Annotated in this window: 17 protein-coding genes, 1 pseudogene and 1 riboswitch; of the genes and pseudogenes, 12 read left to right on the plus strand and 6 right to left on the minus strand. The window is 66.3% G+C overall.

Annotated features, from left to right (window positions below; translation table 11 throughout):
- The first annotated feature begins 15 nt into the window (after nucleotides 1-15).
- The 4 genes from ABZW16_RS22245 to ABZW16_RS22260 all read left to right on the plus strand — a co-directional run bounded on the left by ABZW16_RS22245 (nucleotide 16) and on the right by ABZW16_RS22260 (nucleotide 3,365).
- A complete protein-coding gene (locus ABZW16_RS22245) occupies nucleotides 16-711 on the plus strand; it encodes a WHG domain-containing protein (protein ID WP_354957867.1) in 696 nt (231 codons plus the stop codon).
- A 302-nt stretch (nucleotides 712-1,013) separates the two neighbouring features.
- Nucleotides 1,014-1,619 carry a hypothetical protein gene (locus ABZW16_RS22250; protein ID WP_354957868.1) on the plus strand — a complete coding sequence of 202 codons (606 nt, stop codon included), beginning with the start codon at nucleotides 1,014-1,016 and terminating at the stop codon, nucleotides 1,617-1,619.
- 224 nt (nucleotides 1,620-1,843) lie between these two features.
- The gene (locus tag ABZW16_RS22255) at nucleotides 1,844-2,623 is read left to right on the plus strand and encodes an enoyl-CoA hydratase-related protein (RefSeq protein ID WP_354957869.1); all 780 of its coding nucleotides are present in this window, start codon (nucleotides 1,844-1,846) and stop codon (nucleotides 2,621-2,623) included.
- A gap of 124 nt (nucleotides 2,624-2,747) precedes the next feature.
- Complete coding sequence (locus tag ABZW16_RS22260) at nucleotides 2,748-3,365, plus strand: TetR/AcrR family transcriptional regulator (RefSeq protein ID WP_354957870.1); 618 nt, start codon at nucleotides 2,748-2,750, stop codon at nucleotides 3,363-3,365.
- Between the two features lie 57 nt (nucleotides 3,366-3,422).
- On the opposite strand, the gene ABZW16_RS22265 is transcribed toward ABZW16_RS22260, so the two are convergent.
- Entirely contained in the window at nucleotides 3,423-4,058 is a 636-nt protein-coding gene (locus ABZW16_RS22265; RefSeq protein WP_354957871.1) for a TetR family transcriptional regulator, read from the minus strand.
- A gap of 117 nt (nucleotides 4,059-4,175) precedes the next feature.
- On the opposite strand from ABZW16_RS22265, the gene ABZW16_RS22270 reads away from it, so the two are divergent.
- From ABZW16_RS22270 to ABZW16_RS22280, 3 genes and pseudogenes are all read left to right on the plus strand, one after another.
- The gene (locus tag ABZW16_RS22270; protein ID WP_354957872.1) at nucleotides 4,176-4,682 is read left to right on the plus strand and encodes a VOC family protein; all 507 of its coding nucleotides are present in this window, start codon (nucleotides 4,176-4,178) and stop codon (nucleotides 4,680-4,682) included.
- Between the two features lie 38 nt (nucleotides 4,683-4,720).
- A pseudogene (locus ABZW16_RS22275) lies at nucleotides 4,721-5,242 on the plus strand (FAD-dependent oxidoreductase); the annotation flags it as partial.
- A gap of 1 nt (nucleotide 5,243) precedes the next feature.
- Nucleotides 5,244-6,116 carry a TIGR03619 family F420-dependent LLM class oxidoreductase gene (locus ABZW16_RS22280; RefSeq protein WP_354957873.1) on the plus strand — a complete coding sequence of 291 codons (873 nt, stop codon included), beginning with the start codon at nucleotides 5,244-5,246 and terminating at the stop codon, nucleotides 6,114-6,116.
- 7 nt (nucleotides 6,117-6,123) lie between these two features.
- On the opposite strand, the gene ABZW16_RS22285 is transcribed toward ABZW16_RS22280, so the two are convergent.
- The 3 genes from ABZW16_RS22285 to ABZW16_RS22295 form a co-directional block, all read right to left on the minus strand.
- Nucleotides 6,124-6,969: a fructosamine kinase family protein gene (locus tag ABZW16_RS22285; protein ID WP_354957874.1), complete on the minus strand. Its 846-nt coding sequence runs from the start codon at nucleotides 6,967-6,969 to the stop codon at nucleotides 6,124-6,126.
- A gap of 250 nt (nucleotides 6,970-7,219) precedes the next feature.
- On the minus strand, nucleotides 7,220-7,999 hold the full coding sequence (locus tag ABZW16_RS22290) for a helix-turn-helix transcriptional regulator (protein WP_354957875.1): 780 nt from the start codon (nucleotides 7,997-7,999) through the stop codon (nucleotides 7,220-7,222).
- Nucleotides 8,000-8,130: 131 nt separating this feature from the next.
- Entirely contained in the window at nucleotides 8,131-8,661 is a 531-nt protein-coding gene (locus ABZW16_RS22295; protein WP_354957876.1) for a pyridoxamine 5'-phosphate oxidase family protein, read from the minus strand.
- Nucleotides 8,662-8,746: 85 nt separating this feature from the next.
- Between ABZW16_RS22295 and ABZW16_RS22300 the strand changes: the two genes are divergently transcribed.
- Nucleotides 8,747-9,841 carry a glutamate--cysteine ligase gene (locus ABZW16_RS22300; protein WP_354957877.1) on the plus strand — a complete coding sequence of 365 codons (1,095 nt, stop codon included), beginning with the start codon at nucleotides 8,747-8,749 and terminating at the stop codon, nucleotides 9,839-9,841.
- Here ABZW16_RS22300 and ABZW16_RS22305 read toward each other — a convergent pair.
- Nucleotides 9,835-10,305, minus strand: coding sequence for a DUF4383 domain-containing protein (locus tag ABZW16_RS22305; RefSeq protein ID WP_354957878.1), 471 nt, complete (start codon nucleotides 10,303-10,305; stop codon nucleotides 9,835-9,837). The two genes, ABZW16_RS22300 and ABZW16_RS22305, sit on opposite strands and share 7 nt — an antisense overlap.
- Before the next feature lie 82 nt (nucleotides 10,306-10,387).
- On the opposite strand from ABZW16_RS22305, the gene ABZW16_RS22310 reads away from it, so the two are divergent.
- Complete coding sequence (locus tag ABZW16_RS22310; RefSeq protein WP_354957879.1) at nucleotides 10,388-11,185, plus strand: DUF72 domain-containing protein; 798 nt, start codon at nucleotides 10,388-10,390, stop codon at nucleotides 11,183-11,185.
- On the opposite strand, the gene ABZW16_RS22315 is transcribed toward ABZW16_RS22310, so the two are convergent.
- Nucleotides 11,163-11,441 (minus strand): hypothetical protein, encoded by a 279-nt coding sequence (locus ABZW16_RS22315; protein ID WP_354957880.1) that lies wholly within the window; start codon nucleotides 11,439-11,441, stop codon nucleotides 11,163-11,165. The genes ABZW16_RS22310 and ABZW16_RS22315 overlap by 23 nt on opposite strands.
- A 179-nt stretch (nucleotides 11,442-11,620) precedes the next feature.
- Nucleotides 11,621-11,737: riboswitch (TPP riboswitch) on the plus strand.
- On the opposite strand from ABZW16_RS22315, the gene ABZW16_RS22320 reads away from it, so the two are divergent.
- The 3 genes from ABZW16_RS22320 to ABZW16_RS22330 all read left to right on the plus strand — a co-directional run bounded on the left by ABZW16_RS22320 (nucleotide 11,732) and on the right by ABZW16_RS22330 (nucleotide 15,218).
- Nucleotides 11,732-13,102, plus strand: coding sequence for a cytosine permease (locus ABZW16_RS22320; protein ID WP_354957881.1), 1,371 nt, complete (start codon nucleotides 11,732-11,734; stop codon nucleotides 13,100-13,102). It overlaps the preceding riboswitch by 6 nt.
- A gap of 141 nt (nucleotides 13,103-13,243) precedes the next feature.
- Nucleotides 13,244-14,677, plus strand: coding sequence for an alpha/beta fold hydrolase (locus tag ABZW16_RS22325; RefSeq protein ID WP_354957882.1), 1,434 nt, complete (start codon nucleotides 13,244-13,246; stop codon nucleotides 14,675-14,677).
- A 61-nt stretch (nucleotides 14,678-14,738) separates the two neighbouring features.
- Nucleotides 14,739-15,218, plus strand: a complete 480-nt coding sequence (locus ABZW16_RS22330) for an LOG family protein (protein WP_354957883.1) — start codon at nucleotides 14,739-14,741, stop codon at nucleotides 15,216-15,218.
- Nucleotides 15,219-15,462 lie beyond the last annotated feature (244 nt).

Consider the following 15,462-nt stretch of genomic DNA (forward strand, 5'->3'; position numbering starts at 1 on the left):
CTCTACACTGCGGATATGTCCGCCGCATCCCTGCGCGCCCGCGTCCGCACCGAAATGATCGAGGAAATCAAGGCCACCGCCCGGAAGCGGCTGGCCGCCGACGGCGCCGGACTCTCACTGCGCGGAGTCGCCCGCGACATGGGCATCGTCGCCTCCGCGCTCTACCGCTACTTCCCCAGCCGCGACGACCTGCTCACCGTTCTCATCCTGGAAAGCTACGAATCGCTCGGCAATGCCGCCGCCCGCGCGGCCGAAGCCCGGCCGACCGGCGACCAACGCGGCCGCTGGCTCGCCGTCTGCACGGCCGTGCGGGACTGGGCCACCGCCAATCCCAGCGAATACGGCCTGCTCTACGGCAGCCCCATCCCGGGCTACACAGCGCCCCGGGACACCATCGCGCCCGCCGCCACCGTCGTCCTGCTGCTCGCCGACATCGCCGCCGATGCCGAAAGCGCTGGCCTGCTACGGCCCGCGCCGCTGGCCACGCCGCTGCCCAACTCTGTGCGCGGCGATCTCCGCATCCTCATCGACGAGCAGCAGTCCGGGCTGCCCGAAGAGGTGCTCGACCGCGTATTCCTCGGCTGGACACAGCTTTTCGGGCTCGTCACCTTCGAGATCTTCGGCCGCCTCGACGGCACCATCACTGCCGTCGGCGACTACTTCGAACACCAGATGAATCTCATCGCCGACTTGATCGGCCTACCCGCCTGACCTTCAGGCAATCGGATTGTCGGCAGCCCGCACAGGACCACGTTTCGCCCACTGATCACAGCCCCAGTCCCAGCTCCGGCTAGGGCGGCAGCGGGCCGGCGGACAATCGCTCTGACAAAATCATCAAACTCGATTAGATCACCAAAGTCGACAGAAGTGCCCGATTCTTTGTACTTCCAACTGTGAGATAGCAAACACCACGACTGTGGCGTCCCGGGTGAACCAAATGGTTGCGGTAGTTCGTAGTACGGGGGACGAGATGCGGTGTGCACCTCATCGATCAGCGACGGAGGATCCGAAATATGAATTCAGCCAAACGAATCCAGCGTGTCGCAGTGCCGCTCGCCGCTGCTACGGTCGCTCTCGCCGGTCTGCTCAGCGCCTGCGGTGGCGACAAAGGTGCCGAGGCGACGGCGACGACGTCCTCGACCGCGACAGCCGCAGCCACAGCAGCGCCCGCAGCGGGACAGGCTGCCGCAGTAGCGAAAACGCAGGGCTGGCTGAAGATCTACGGCGGTGCGGCCCCGGCCGGGACCGCGAACGCAGTGCAACTCCAGGTGACCAGCAACCCGAGCGTCGGAAAGTTTGTTTCGGACGGATCCGGACGGTCGCTGTACCGGTTCGACAAGGACACCGCGACGCCATCGGTATCCAATTGCTCCGGGCAGTGCGCCGTGACCTGGCCGCCGCTGACCGTTGCCCGCGATCAAGCGCTCTACGCCTCGGGCGTCGACCCCCAACTCGTCGGGTTCATCGAACGTGCCGACGGCACATGCCAAATCACTATCGGAGGTTGGCCGGTGTACTACTTCTCGAAAGACACCAAACCAGGCGATCTGCTGGGCCAGGGTGTCGGTGGAACGTGGTTCGCGGTGGCTCCTAATGGCGGCAAAGCTCTGAGCAAATGATCACAGCGGCCCCCGGCGGCGAAGCGGGGGTCGTACCAGATCGGTCCGGCCTGGTTTCGGCCATTCGGAGACCTGAATTCGGTGTGCTTCGGCAACGAATTGCGACGAGTGGCCGTAACAGGTAGGTCGGTGGGCATGGCGATGGGGTCGGCCGACAACGATGCGGGGGTCTCGATCACTCGTGAGGTGTCGTCTCCTTGCCTGTGGAGATCTACGGTGGAGGTATGACCGCCTTGGAGTATCGGCATGTGCTGGTCGCGCGGGACGGCGACACGGTGCGCATCACCATGAACTGGCCGGAGCGGCGTAATGCGCTGTCGAGCGAGCATCTGGCCGAACTGCTCGCCTCGTTCCGGGCCGCCGGCGAGACCGACGCCACCGGGATAGTGCTCGGGGCGCGCGGTCCGGTGTTCTCCGCGGGACATGATTTCGCCGACGTCGCCGCGCGCGACCTGCTCGGCGTGCGGGAACTGCTGACACTGTGCACGGAGCTCATGTCCACCATCGAGTCGGTGCCGCAGGTGGTGATCGCTCGCGTGCACGGTCTGGCCACCGCCGCCGGATGCCAGTTGGTGGCCTCCTGCGACCTGGCCGTCGCCGCCGAATCGGCCGGTTTCGCGCTTCCCGGCGGCAAGGGCGGCTGGTTCTGCCACACTCCCGCCGTGCCGGTGGCGCGCGCCGTCGGCCGCAAACGCCTCATGGAACTCGCTCTCACCGGTGACCCGATCGATGCCCGCACCGCCGAACAGTGGGGCCTGATCAACCGAGCGGTGCCAGATGCCGAGCTCGACACTGCCGTGGCCGAGTTGCTCGCCCGCGCTACCAGGGGCAGCCGGGCCAGCAAGGCACTCGGCAAACGCACTCTCTACCGCCAACTCGACCGCCCCGAAGCAGATGCCTACGCCCTCGCCCTGGAAGTCATGGCCGCCGCCGCCCAACTCCCCGGCGCCCGCGAAGGGATGGCGGCCTTCCTGGCCAAGCGTCCACCCGTCTGGCGCGATTAGCGCCGCCAGGCAACAGTCCTGCCGCGCCTGAATGGGGGCCATGATCACTCCGATCAGATAAACGGACCTTCTGAGTCCGTTTTACCTAAACGGACTCGCAGAGTCCACTTGCTATGCTGACGGTGTGATCAGTGCTGTTGATCGACTGCTCGCCGACGAGGCCGGTCGAACGCCCCGCGCCGATGCCCGCCGCAACCTCGAGCGCCTGGTCACGGCGGCGCGGTCGGCGCTGGCCGAGGTCGGGGTCGAGGTCACTGCGCAGGAGATCGCCCAGCGCGCCGGCGGCAAGGGCACCTTCTATCGGCGGATTCCCTCGCGCGAGACGCTGCTGCAGGTTGTACTGGAGGAGGTGCTGGGCGAGATGATCGCCAGTGCCGATAACGCGATCGCCGACCCCGATCCATGGCGCGGATTCACCGATTTCGCCTCCGTGTATGTGCGATTGCGCGCGGAGAGCTGCGGTGCCAACGAGGCGCTGGGCGGTGCCGGTATCCCGGGCCTGGATCGATTGCTGGCTGAAATACGTGCGCGGATCAGGCATCTGGTCGAAGCCGCGCAGGCTTCGGGCGAGATGCGAGGCGATATCACCTGGCAGGACGTGGCTTTCCTGCTCGCAGGAGTCTCGACCGACTCGCACACCATCGGCCTGTCGGCCGACAGCGGCCAGTGGAGCCGCAACCTGCGGGTTGTCCTCGACGGACTCAGAGACCGCGCGAACCGGCACGACGATGGATACCGCTGACATCCTGAGACGGCACAGCCGCGCTCGCTGATCTCCGGGTTCGATCCCGATCAGTCGCTATGCGCCACCGGGTGTCGCCTGGTGGACCGGCACGGTGAGCATGGCGACGATCATGTCGATGATTTCGACAGTATCGCTGTCCGGGTCCGCGGTGCGCACGCCCGCTTCCAGCGCGCGTTCATAGTCGGCGATCAAGGCGAACATCACCGTTGCCATGGTTTCCAGGCGTTGGCGGCGTCGGCGGGGTGGGAGTTGCGCGAGGGCCGCGTCGAGGCGGGTGGCGATGATGCGCACGGCGGCGCGGTCGGCACCGGCGAGGCGGCGGGCGTCGGCGACCACGGGGTGGGCGCGCACCACTTCGAGGAAGCGACCGTAATGGGTGATCCGCGGTGTGCCGATGAGTTCGAGGATGGGTGCGGTGAGCATGGCGACCAGTGTGCGGATCTCGTGTGCGGTGCCGTCGGCCTCGTGCTGGGCGAGCAGACCCATGCGGCGGTCCTCGAGCCAGTTCATGCGGCGTTCGACAATGGCCTCGATCAGCCCGCCGCGGGAGTCGAAGTAGTAGTGCACCGCTGAGTTGTTGCGCTGACCCGCGGCCGCCGCGATATCGCGCAGCGGGACGTCCACGCCGCGTTCGGCGATGAGTCGTTCGCCCGCGTCGAGCAGCGCGGCACGCGGATCCTCGGTGGCCATGTCAGAACTGTACTAAATCCGGGTATTGACGATGTTAAGCATCAGTGATTAATTGGTCGTGCGTACCGGCTGTTTTTGCGAATCCGACGAGCCACTGGGCGGAGTTGAGGTGATCCGATGACCATCGCGCGGGGTCCGATCTTCCAGCTGTGCTGGGTGGTGCGCGATATCGATGCGGCCCGACGGGAGTACACCGAGCGCTATGGCGTCGCCGAGTGGTTCACCATCCCGGATGTGCACTTCGGGCCGCAGGCATGTGAATTGCGCGGCGCGCCAGCCGATTACACGATCACCGTGGCGCTGGGATATGCGGGCGGGCAGCAATTGGAGCTGATCGAGCCGAAATCCGGGATCAGCCTGTACTCCGAGCATCTGGATACGGTGGGGCCGGGACTGCATCACATCGCGTGGGTGCCCGAGGACTATGACGCGGCGCTGGCCGAGGCGAGGACGAACGGGGCGGAAATCCTCGCGCGGGGTGCGTTCGAGGGTGTCGGAATGGAATTCACCTATCTCGATGGCGGTGCGCTCGGTTCGACCGTTGAGCTCATGCGGTTGTCGGCGGATATGAAGGCGATGTTCGATTACCTGATCCCGGAGGGTTATTCGAATCCATGGGCCTAGGAATCGAACTCCCCCAGCTCATTACCGGCCCGGTCGAATGGGACGCCATCGCGGATGTGATCGTGGTCGGCTTCGGGATCGCGGGAGCGTGCGCGGCGATCAGCGCGGCCGAAGCGGGCGCGCGGGTACTGCTGCTGGAGCGCAGCGGCACAGCGGGCGGGGCGTCGGCGACGACCGCGTACAACACCGCGGCGGCCGAAGGACGTGATCCCGAATTCGGCAAGCATCCCGACTGGCTGACCCCGTTGACCGAAGGCCCGTGGGGTGCCTTCGATCTCACGCCGGGCCGGGCCACCTACGTCGGATTCACTCTCGGCGGAGTGTGTACCTCCGTCGACGGTGCGGTGCTGCGCGCCGACGGGTCGGTGGTCTCCGGGCTGTACGCGGCGGGCGCCTGCGCCTCGAATCTGGCACAGGACAGTTCCGGCTATGCCAGCGGGACGTGTCTCGGCGAGGGGTCCTACTTCGGGCGCCGCGCCGGTGCGCATGCGGCTGGCATATCGGGGGCGGCACCGAACAGGGCGCACCGCGCCGAAAGTACCGGGATGGAAGGCAATTGACATGCGATTCACCTATGCCGAGACAATGACGGATCCGACCTACTATGTGCCGCTGGCACAGGCCGCGGAGGCGGCCGGATATACGTCGATGACGATTGCCGACAGCGTGGCCTATCCGAAGGAATCCGACGCGACCTACCCGTATACCCCCGACGGCAGTCGGGAGTTCTTGGAGGACAAGCCGTTCATCGAGGCATTCGTGCTGTCGGCGGCCATTGCGGCGGCCACCACGACACTGCGCCTGACCCCGTTCGTGGTGAAGCTGCCCATCCGTCCGCCGGTGCTGGTGGCCAAACAGGCCGCCTCGATCGCGGCGTTGAGCGGCAACCGGTTCGGTTTCGGCGTCGGTATCAGCCCGTGGCCGGATGATTTCGAGATCATGGGTGTGCCGTTCGAACATCGCGGCGCACGCATGGACGAATGCATCGATATCGTGCGCGGTCTCACCGCGGGCGGCTACTTCGAATTCCATGGGAAGTACTACGATCTGCCGCCCATCAAGATCAGCCCGGTGCCCACCGAGCCGATCCCGATCCTCATCGGCGGACACAGCGGCCCGGCCTTGCGGCGCGCGGCCCAGCGCGGCGATGGCTGGATGCACGCGGGCGGTGACCCGGCCGAATTGGACCGGCTGCTCGCAAAACTCGAAACCCTGCGCGCCGAATACGGCACCCGCAAGGACTTCGAGGTGCACGTCATCTCGCTGGACGGATTCACCGTGGACGGCGTGAAACGGTTGGAGGACAAGGGTGTCACCGATGTGATCGTGGGCTTCCGCTATCCGTATACGACCGAACCCGATACCGAATCGCTGGACACCAAGATCGCGCACCTGTCGCGGTTCGCGGAGAAGGTCATCGCGAAAACGAGCTGATACGGCGCTATGCCGCAAGCGCTGCGGCGGCTGCGGCGAGCGTCTGGCTTCGGTAGCCGCCGCCGAAGAGCACGACGTGCACCAGCAGCGGGTGCAGTTGATGCAGGGGGATGCGGGCGCGCCAGCCGTCGGCCAGCGGGTGGGTTTCGTGGTAGGCGCCGCGGATTCGGTCCAGATGCGGTGCACCGAACAGGGCGAGCATCGCGAGATCGGTTTCGCGGTGACCGCCGTGGGCGGCGGGGTCGATGAGCAGTGCGCGGTCGGTGGTCCACAGCAGGTTGCCGGACCACAGGTCACCGTGGATGCGGCTGGGCGGTTCGCTCGGGCCCGCCAGGGTTTCGATCTCGTCGATGACGCGCTCCAGCAGGCGGATGCCATCGCGGCCGAGGTCGGCGGCGACGCGCGGAAGGTACGGGGCGAGGCGACGGTCGGCGTACCAGCGTGCCCATGCGCCGTCGAATCGGGTGTTGTCCAGCGGCAGGTCGGCGATCCAACCTGTCCAGGGCGCGCCGAACGATCCCGGCGAATTCGCGTGCAGCGCAGCGAGATCGCGGCCGAAACGTTCCGCGACGGCCGTCGTCGGGGCGGCTCGGGACAGCCACGGCAGCACCAGCATCCGGTCGTCGACCGCGAGCACTTCGGGCACCAGTTCGGGCACCCCGACTGCGAGCCACCGCAGCCCCGCCGCCTCCGCCCGGAACACCTGCGCCCGATCGAGCGCGGCCTTGACGAAGACTTCCCGGCCATCGGCGAGTGCGGCCCGATGCAGCGTCCACGAATGACTCGACCCCACATCGGTCACCGCGCGCACCGGGACGCCGAGCAACTCCGCGAGCCGCGCCGACTGCTTCACCTGCACACCTGGCCTGCTCTCAACTCGTTCCCCGCCCGAACTCCCGGTTCCGATGCGTCGTGTTACGCACCGGGAATCAGTTCCACCGGACCTCGTTCGCGCCAAGGCGCCTGCGCCCGTACCGCCCGAGCGACTCCCAGTCCCGCGCCGTAGTTTTCGGATACGTCGGAATGGTCTTCGACTTCACCAGCACCTGGGATCGTATGTGACTGCATCCCATGCGTTCCCACGATTCGATCGGCGCGCCGGATCATCGGGATGCCGCGGTGAGGCGCTTCTTGGTTTCCTCGTCGGCGGGGAAGAACGATTCGACCGCCAGTTCAGCGACGGTGACGTTCATCGGGGTGCCGAAAACGGTGGTGACGCTGATGAACGACAGTTCGTGATCCTCGTGACGCAGGCGCAGCGGCACCACCGCTTGGTCGGGTTCGGGCAGCGCGAGATCTACTTCGCCGCCCGGATATCGGCGCAGTTCGTCACGGAGCTCGATCAGTTCCGGCGCGCCGGTGACCTCGATTTGGCGGGCCAGGCGCTCGAAAATGTGGCCGCGCCATTCGGCGAGGTTGATGATGCGGCTGGCCATACCGTCGGGATGCAGGCTCAGGCGCAGCGCGTTCACCGGTGCGGTGAGCAGCTTCGAATCGATACCCGCCAACAGCAGTGCGACACCGGCATTGGCGTCGATCATGTTCCAGCCCTGGTCGATGGCCAGCGCCGGATAGGGTTCATGTCCGGCGAGGATCTGGCGCATCGCGCCGCGCACCGCATCCATCGCAGGGGTATCCAGGTCGGGTTCGGCGTAGGCCGGAGCGTAACCGGCCGCGAGCAGCAGCCGGTTGCGTTCGCGCAACGGGATTTCCAACTGCTCGCACAGGTGCACGACCATGGTGCGGCTCGGATTCGCGCGACCCGTTTCGATGAAACTCAGATGGCGCGCGGAGGTTTCGGCGCGCCCCGCTAATTCCAGTTGGCTGAGCCTGCGCTCGAGCCGCCAGTGGCGCAACAGGTCACCGGCTGTCTGCGTACTCACCCTGCCGATCCTACGAACCGCACGGCTCAGAAACGATTACCCCGCGGGTAATAGTCGACGCCGCGATCACGACCTCGCGAGCGATCTCGGCGGGAGCTATACCCCGAGGACCGCGACGGCAGGGACGAGACTCAGAACCGCCAGCGGGTCGCACCGCCCGGCTCCACCGTCGACAGGGCGGTCGCGGTGCGCGCGGTCACGCGGTAGACGTGCCACGGCGGCGGGCCCGCAGAAGGGGCACTGTAGGCGGCGGTGAGCGCTCGGCCGGTGTCGTCCACGCGGGCGGGCCAACCCGCACCGACATAGCGCTGCGCCATATCGGCGACCAGCGTGGTGTCGGTGACCTGGGTTGCGGTGCCATCGAGCACCAGGTCGAACTCACGGGTCGATACGCTCACCGAACAGCGCGGATCGCGGGCCAAATTGCGGCCCTTGCGCGTGCGTGCGCCGGTCACGAACCAGAAGGTGCCCTCGACCCACAGCGCGCCGACAGCGGTCACATGCGGGCTGCCGTCGGGGTTGATCGTGGTCAGCCAGCAGGTGTGCCGGTCCGGGCCATTGCTGCCAGGGCCTTGTTCGATTCCGACGTCGAGCCGTTTTCGAATATCGGCCCAGTCGAGCGGCGGCAACTCGTACAGGTCTGCGAGATTGGTTGCGTCCATATCGGTAGGACGATCCGGATATCGGAAATTCATCGACGCTGGCCATCGCGATCGACGCGCACACCGCGCGCAGTAAACTCCAGGAATGGACGCGGCCTCGCCGACTGTTGGCGTGGAGGAGGAGTTCCTGCTGGCGGAGCCGATCAGTGGCGCCCCCAGCCCGCGCAATGTCGAAGTTGCGACGGCCGCGGCCGAGATCGGGATCGATCTGCAGTTGGAGCTGACGCGCTGTCAGGTCGAAACCAATACCGCGGTGCACACCCAGACCTCGGAATTGCTCGATGAATTGCGTCGACTGCGCACAGCTGTCGCGGGTTGCGCGGAAAAGCATGGTGCGCGCCTGCTCGCCGTCGCGGTGCCGCCCGCCGTGCCGGACGCTTTTCCGGTCACCGACACCCCCCGCTACCAGCGCATCGAGCGCAATTTCGGCATGCTCGCACATGAGCAGGGATTATGCGGCTGCCATGTACATGTCGGGGTGCCGAATCGAGAAACCGCCGTGCAGGTCGGGAATTATCTGCGACCCTGGCTGCCGGTATTGCTGGCACTGACGGCCAATTCCCCGATCTACCGCGCCACCGATACCGGATACGCCAGTTGGCGCAGCATTATGTGGCGACGCTGGCCCAGCGCCGGTCCCCCACCCTTTTTCGACTCCATCGCGGACTACGACGATATGGTCGAGATGATGCTGGCCAGCGGCAGCATTCTCGATACCGCGATGGTGTACTGGGACGTTCGGCCCTCGGCGACATTTCCTACCGTCGAGGTGCGCGTCAGCGATGTGCCGGCGACCGTCGAGGAGACGGCGCTATTGGCCACGCTGATTCGCGCCGGGGTCGTGATGGCACAGCAGGACCGGCGGCCCCCGCCGCGGGTATCCGCAGAACTCTTGCGCGCCGCGTATTGGAAGGCCGCCCGGTCCGGCCTGGACGGCGCTGGCCTCGACACCCTGACCGGGCGTCCCTTTCCGAACCGCACACTGCTCGCTCGGTTGATCGACTATGTCAGCCCGGCACTCGAGCAGTCCGGCGACCTGGACTTCGTCGCCGATACCGTCGAGGCGGTCGTGGCGCGCGGCAACGGTGCCCGCCGCCAACGCGCCGCGCTGCACGCGCACAACGATGTCATCGATGTCATCGACACCCTCGCCGCCGCAACCCTCGAAGGCTGTTACTGAGACTGAGACATGCCGAAGACCGGGCGCAGTCCACCGTCGCGGATGGCCTGAACGGCGACCAGCGCCAATAGCGTCGCGCCGGTCACCAGGTGCTCGATCGCGTCCGTCACATGGCTCGGGAAGCTGAAGACCAGCACACGGTGCGAGAACAGCGCCCACACTCCGACCGCAATTCCGCCACCCGACCCGGCGATCACGCAGTACCAGGCCGACCACGATTTGCGGGTCGCGGCTATCAGCGCGGGCCCGAACAGCAATAGCCCGGCCACCGCGTGCCAGCCGTTGTAGTCCATGCCGAGCACCGGTGTCGCCGGAGCGTGTTCACCGAGTTCGAAACTGGGTTCGGCGATCCACCCCGCGATCGCCCACGCGATATGCACCGCACCGAGCACGAAGACAGCCCACTGCAGAAAACTCCACTGCACCAACGCAATTCGACGCTCGACTACCGACTGTGCCCGCATCGCACCCTCCCGATATCTTCTACTACATAGCGTAGTTGATATAGCCGTCCCGGGAAAGGGATGCGCGTGCTTCGATGGAGATATGCCCCTGCTCGTCGGCACCTCGGGTTGGCAGTACCACGACTGGCGCGGCGTCCTGTATCCGGCGGAACTGCCGCAGCGGCTGTGGCTGGAGTTCTACGCCGCGGGATTCGCGACCGTCGAGAGCAACAGCGTCTTCTATCGACTGCCGAGCACCGAAACCTTCGCGTCATGGCAGGACCGGACACCGCCCGGATTCTGTTTCGCGGTCAAGGCCAGTCGCTTTCTCACCCATATCAAGCGGCTGCGCGAACCCGAGGAACCCGTCGCGCGGCTGTTGGAGCACGCATCCGGACTGGGCGCGAAGCTGGGCCCGGTGCTGCTGCAACTCCCACCGACGCTGCGCGCCGATCCGGCACTGCTCGACACCTGTCTGCGCTGTTTTCCAACCGACACGCGGGTCACCGTCGAACCCCGACACGAGTCCTGGTGGATTCCGGAAGTCCGTGCCGTACTTGCCGAATGCGGTGCCGCGCTGTGCTGGGCCGACGCCGATTCCCGCCCGGTCACTCCGCTGTGGCGCACAACGGACTGGGGCTATCTGCGACTGCACTCCGGACGCGCGACACCGCCACCGCGCTACGGCCGCACAGCACTCACGAGTTGGGCGCGCCGCCTGGCCGACACCTGGTCGGACCGCGAAGACGTCTTCGTCTACTTCAACAATGACCCGGGCGGCGCCGCGGTCCACGATGCGGTCGCCTTCGCGCACATCGCGAAAGCAACCGTCACCCGTACCCCGGACCTCGCGCAACCAGCAAGCGCGGCAGCGGGTTTCAGCCGACCAGGGTATTCATAATGGTGCCCGCACTGGATGCGATGACGCCGCCGAGCATCGCTCCGGCGAGCATCTTCGGCGACTCCAGGGTGTTATTGCTCCACTTCTCCCACGCGAACCGCCCGCCCGCGTAGGTGATGCCGCAGACGCCCGATAGCATCACCAGCCAGGTCAGGTAGCGGACCATCTGGAGAATCTTGTCCGAGTTGGGCGGGGCCTCCGGCGTCGGATTGTCGATTTGGGCCAGTACGGTCTCATGCACAGCGATCAGGATCATGGCGCGTCTCACTCCAGGGTCGGCGGGCGATGAGCAGCAGATAACCGGGCGATAACCAGATCGGTAGCGACAGTATGGACGCTCTCCGCAGCTTTCGTGGGCGGACCGCGGAACCTGTCTGGAATGTCCGAAGGCCGAGCCGGGCGCAGCCGCGGGCAGGTGTAACATTTCGCCCGAACAAACCCCAGCGCGGGAGCTCGGGCACGGCCGGGCTGAGAGGGCGGACCCCACGCTTCGCCGACCGCATGAACCTGTCCGGGTAATTCCGGCGTAGGGAGAGCGGTACCGGGATGTCTGCATCCACCCTTGATCGATCCGAGCGGCGCGAAGCTCCGCTGACCCTGGACCAGCCCGCACCGAAGGTGCTCTCGTTCTGGGATCAGAGCGCATTCTGGGCGAACCTCGGCGTCAGCCTGATCGCCTTCTCCGGCGCCTACACCGTGCTCGCGCCGAATACCGATGGCGCGGCCCAGATCTCCATCGCCGCAGGCATTCTCGCGATGATCATCGGAACTGTCGTCGGCGGACTCATGCTCGGCCTGGCCGCGGTGCCGGGCGCGAAAACCGGCAAACCCGCAATGATGTTGCTGCGCGGACTGTTCGGCGCCAAGCTCAGCTATCTGCCGACGGTGCTCAATATCGCCCAGCTGATCGGATGGGGCACCTTCGAGCTGATCGTCATCGGCGATGCGGCCGAGGAGTTGTTCCACGGTGGGCCGCACTGGGTTTACGTGGTCGCCGCGGGAGTGCTGACGACCGTATTGACGATCTGGCCCCTTGGCTCGGTGCGGATGCTGCGCCGATTCGTGACCGCCGGTGTGGTGATCGCGCTGATCTGGTTCTACATCCAGTTCGTGCGGGCCGGCCTGCCCGACCTCACCACCAACCCGGGTCCCACCGGCGACGGGCCGTTCGGCGTCGACTGGAACCTGTTCTGGATCGCCACCGACGCGGCGCTGGCCGTGTCCATCTCCTGGGTCCCGGTCGCCGCCGACTACACCCGGCATTCCCGCAGCACCGGTGCAGCATTCGGCGCGGCCAGTGGGGCGTATGCGGTCACCCAGATCGTCGCGTATGTATTGGGACTGTTCGCGCTGGCACTCGCCTCCAGCGACGGCGGGGTGTACTCGCCGTTCCTGAATGTGAGCCTCGGCGCGGTGTTCTTCTTCATCTTCGTCTTTCGTGAGGCCGACCAGTCGTTCGCGAATGTGTACTCCACGGCCGTCTCGATCCAGAACCTCGCGCCACGGGTCGATCGGCGCGTGCTGTCGATCGGTCTCGGCGTCCTGATCACACTGTTGGCGCTGCGGCTGAATATGGCGAACTACTTCGGTTTCCTGGGTCTGATCGGATCGGTGTTCGTGCCACTGCTCGGGGTCCTGGTCGCGGACTTCTTCCTGCGCGCGAAGGGACAGTGGAATACCGAGGCGAACGCCCCCTCGCGCTGGGGCATGGTTTTCGCATGGCTGGTGGGACTTTCGGTGTACCAGCTGATCAACCCGGGTGACGCAGGCGTGTGGACGCACTTCTGGGTGGACGTGCAGGAGAAGGTGCACTTCACCAAGCAGGCGTGGATGAGTGCGTCGCTGTTGTCGTTCCTGGCCGCGGTGGTGGTCGCCTGGTTGCTCGGACGGCTTGCGGTATTGCGTAAATCCGCCTAGCAACGCCGAATTCGCTGGGGCCCATTGCGGCTCTGCTGATCTCATGCGATGGCGGTTGACGCGTCGTTGATCTCGTTGCGACGCAAAACTTTCCGATCACGCAATCTTGCGTGCCCCGCAAGTTTGCGTATCGTGAATGGTGTGGCATTCGTACTCGGGTTGCGCGAACGCAAGAAGCTGGCGACTCGAGAGGCGCTGGGGTTCGCGGCGCTGCGGCTGGCGGTCGCGCACGGGCTCGACAATGTGCTGGTCGAGGACATCGCGGCGGCGGCGGGCGTCTCGCCACGCACATTCAACAACTACTTCGCCAGTAAATACGAGGCCGTCTGTTCGGTGGCGGTGGATCGGGCACGGCGGATCGCGGACGGACTGCACGATCGTCCGGCGGCCGAATCGCTGTGGCCCGCCGTCATTCACGCGGTACTCGCCGAATTCCGCGATGACGAACTGCCCGATCCGGCCTGGATCCGCGGCATTCGGCTGATCACCACCGAGCCCGCACTGCAGGGCGAATATCTCAAGGCGCAAGCCGTCATCCAAGAGGCCATCGCGACGGCCATTGCCGAACGCACCGGCCGCGACCCGCATTCCGATATGTTCCCGCGGATCATGGCCGGCGCCATGGCGACGGCACTGCAGGTCGGTATCGACCGTTGGGTCGATACCGACCCGCCCACCGCGGCACTGCCCGTCATCCGGGAAGCGCTGCGGCAACTGTCCTTCCTACCAGGAGCCTTTCCCATGGACGTCCCTACCGATCACACCCTCACCGTCCCCGGCGCCACACTCCACTACGAGATCCGCGGCACCGGTCCCCTGCTGCTGCTCATCCCCGGCGGCAACGGCGACGCCGGAACCTTCGGCCAGATCGCCGAACAACTCGCCGACCGCTACACCGTGGTCTCCTACGATCGGCGCGGCTTCTCCCGCAGTCCCGAGGACGGTGCGATCGACCATCGCGTCGAACTCGACGGCGCCGATGCCGCGGCCCTGCTCACCCACCTCGGCGACCAGCCCGCCGCGGTACTCGGCAGCAGTTCCGGCGCCATCGTCGCACTCGAACTGCTCACCGCCCATCCCGAACTCGTGCATACCCTCATCGCACACGAACCGCCGCTGGCCACCGTGCTCCCCGATGCCGACAAGTGGCTCGCCTTCTTCGAAGAGGTCTATCGCATCAGCAAGTCGGAGGGGTACCTCGCCGCATTGACCCACTTCGCAGTGGGTGTCGGGCTGCACCGGCCGCAAAACGACCCGACCGAGGAACCCAGCCCCGAGGTCGCGGCGATGGCCGAGCGCATCCAGCAGAACATGATGTTCTGGATGGAGCACGAAATGCGTCAGTACATCCGCTACACACCGGATCTCGACGCGCTGCGCGCCGCGGCGGACAAGCTGGTCCTCGCCGTCGGTCACGACTCCAAGGACACCTTCCCCGCCCTGCCCAACGCCGTGCTCAGCGAAAGCCTCGGACTCGACATCCTGGAATTCGCGGGCGACCACGTCGGATACAACTCCGCCGCCGAAGACTTCGCGACCCGACTCGATACGCTGCTCACCGAGCGCGCGCACTGACTTCTTCATGCGCGGCGCGCGTGCCCGCCGAACCAGATCACTCGCAACTATCGTCGACGCCATGGCTGGTCACACACCCCTACAGGTCGCGGTATGCGGACCACGTGACTGCACCGACACCGAGGCCGGATGGGCCAAGGAGGTCGGGCGACTGCTCGCGACCGCCGGTGCCACCGTGCTCTGCGGCGGCGGCACCGGCGTCATGGCCGCGGTGGCCGCGGGTGCCGCCCGCGCGGGCGGTCTCGTCATCGGTATCCGCCCCGACACCGACCGCTCCGCCGCCTGCCCCGGCCTATCCGCCATCCTCTACACAAATATGGGCGAGGCCCGCAATGCCATCCTCATCCACTCCGCCGACGCCGTCATCGTGATCGGCGGCTCCTGGGGCACCCTCTCCGAACTCGCCTTCGCGCGCCACCGCGATGGCATCCCCGTCGTCTCTCTCGGTGGCTGGCAACTCCACGATGCCGCCGGAAACCCCATAGCGGCAGCACAACTCGCCGCCGATCCGACCGACGCCGTCCATCGCGCGCTCAATTAGGCACGGGCGACCCTCGACGTCTTGGCTCGCCATACTCGGTGACCATAGATCCGCTATCGCCCAAGTGGAACCATTCGCCGAAAGGCTCGGCGTGGACCGCCTTCCGGGCCCGGGGCGACCACTTCGGCCGGGGTGAAGCCGAACCGAGCGTGCAGGATCAGGGCAGGATGGGCGCCGAATCCGGGTGATTCGTCCGCCGCAACGCGACATTCCGGTCTCGCGCACGACTGGGACGCGCAATGAG

Source organism: Nocardia sp. NPDC004604, assembly GCF_040609795.1.
In the GTDB taxonomy this organism is placed as follows: domain Bacteria; phylum Actinomycetota; class Actinomycetes; order Mycobacteriales; family Mycobacteriaceae; genus Nocardia.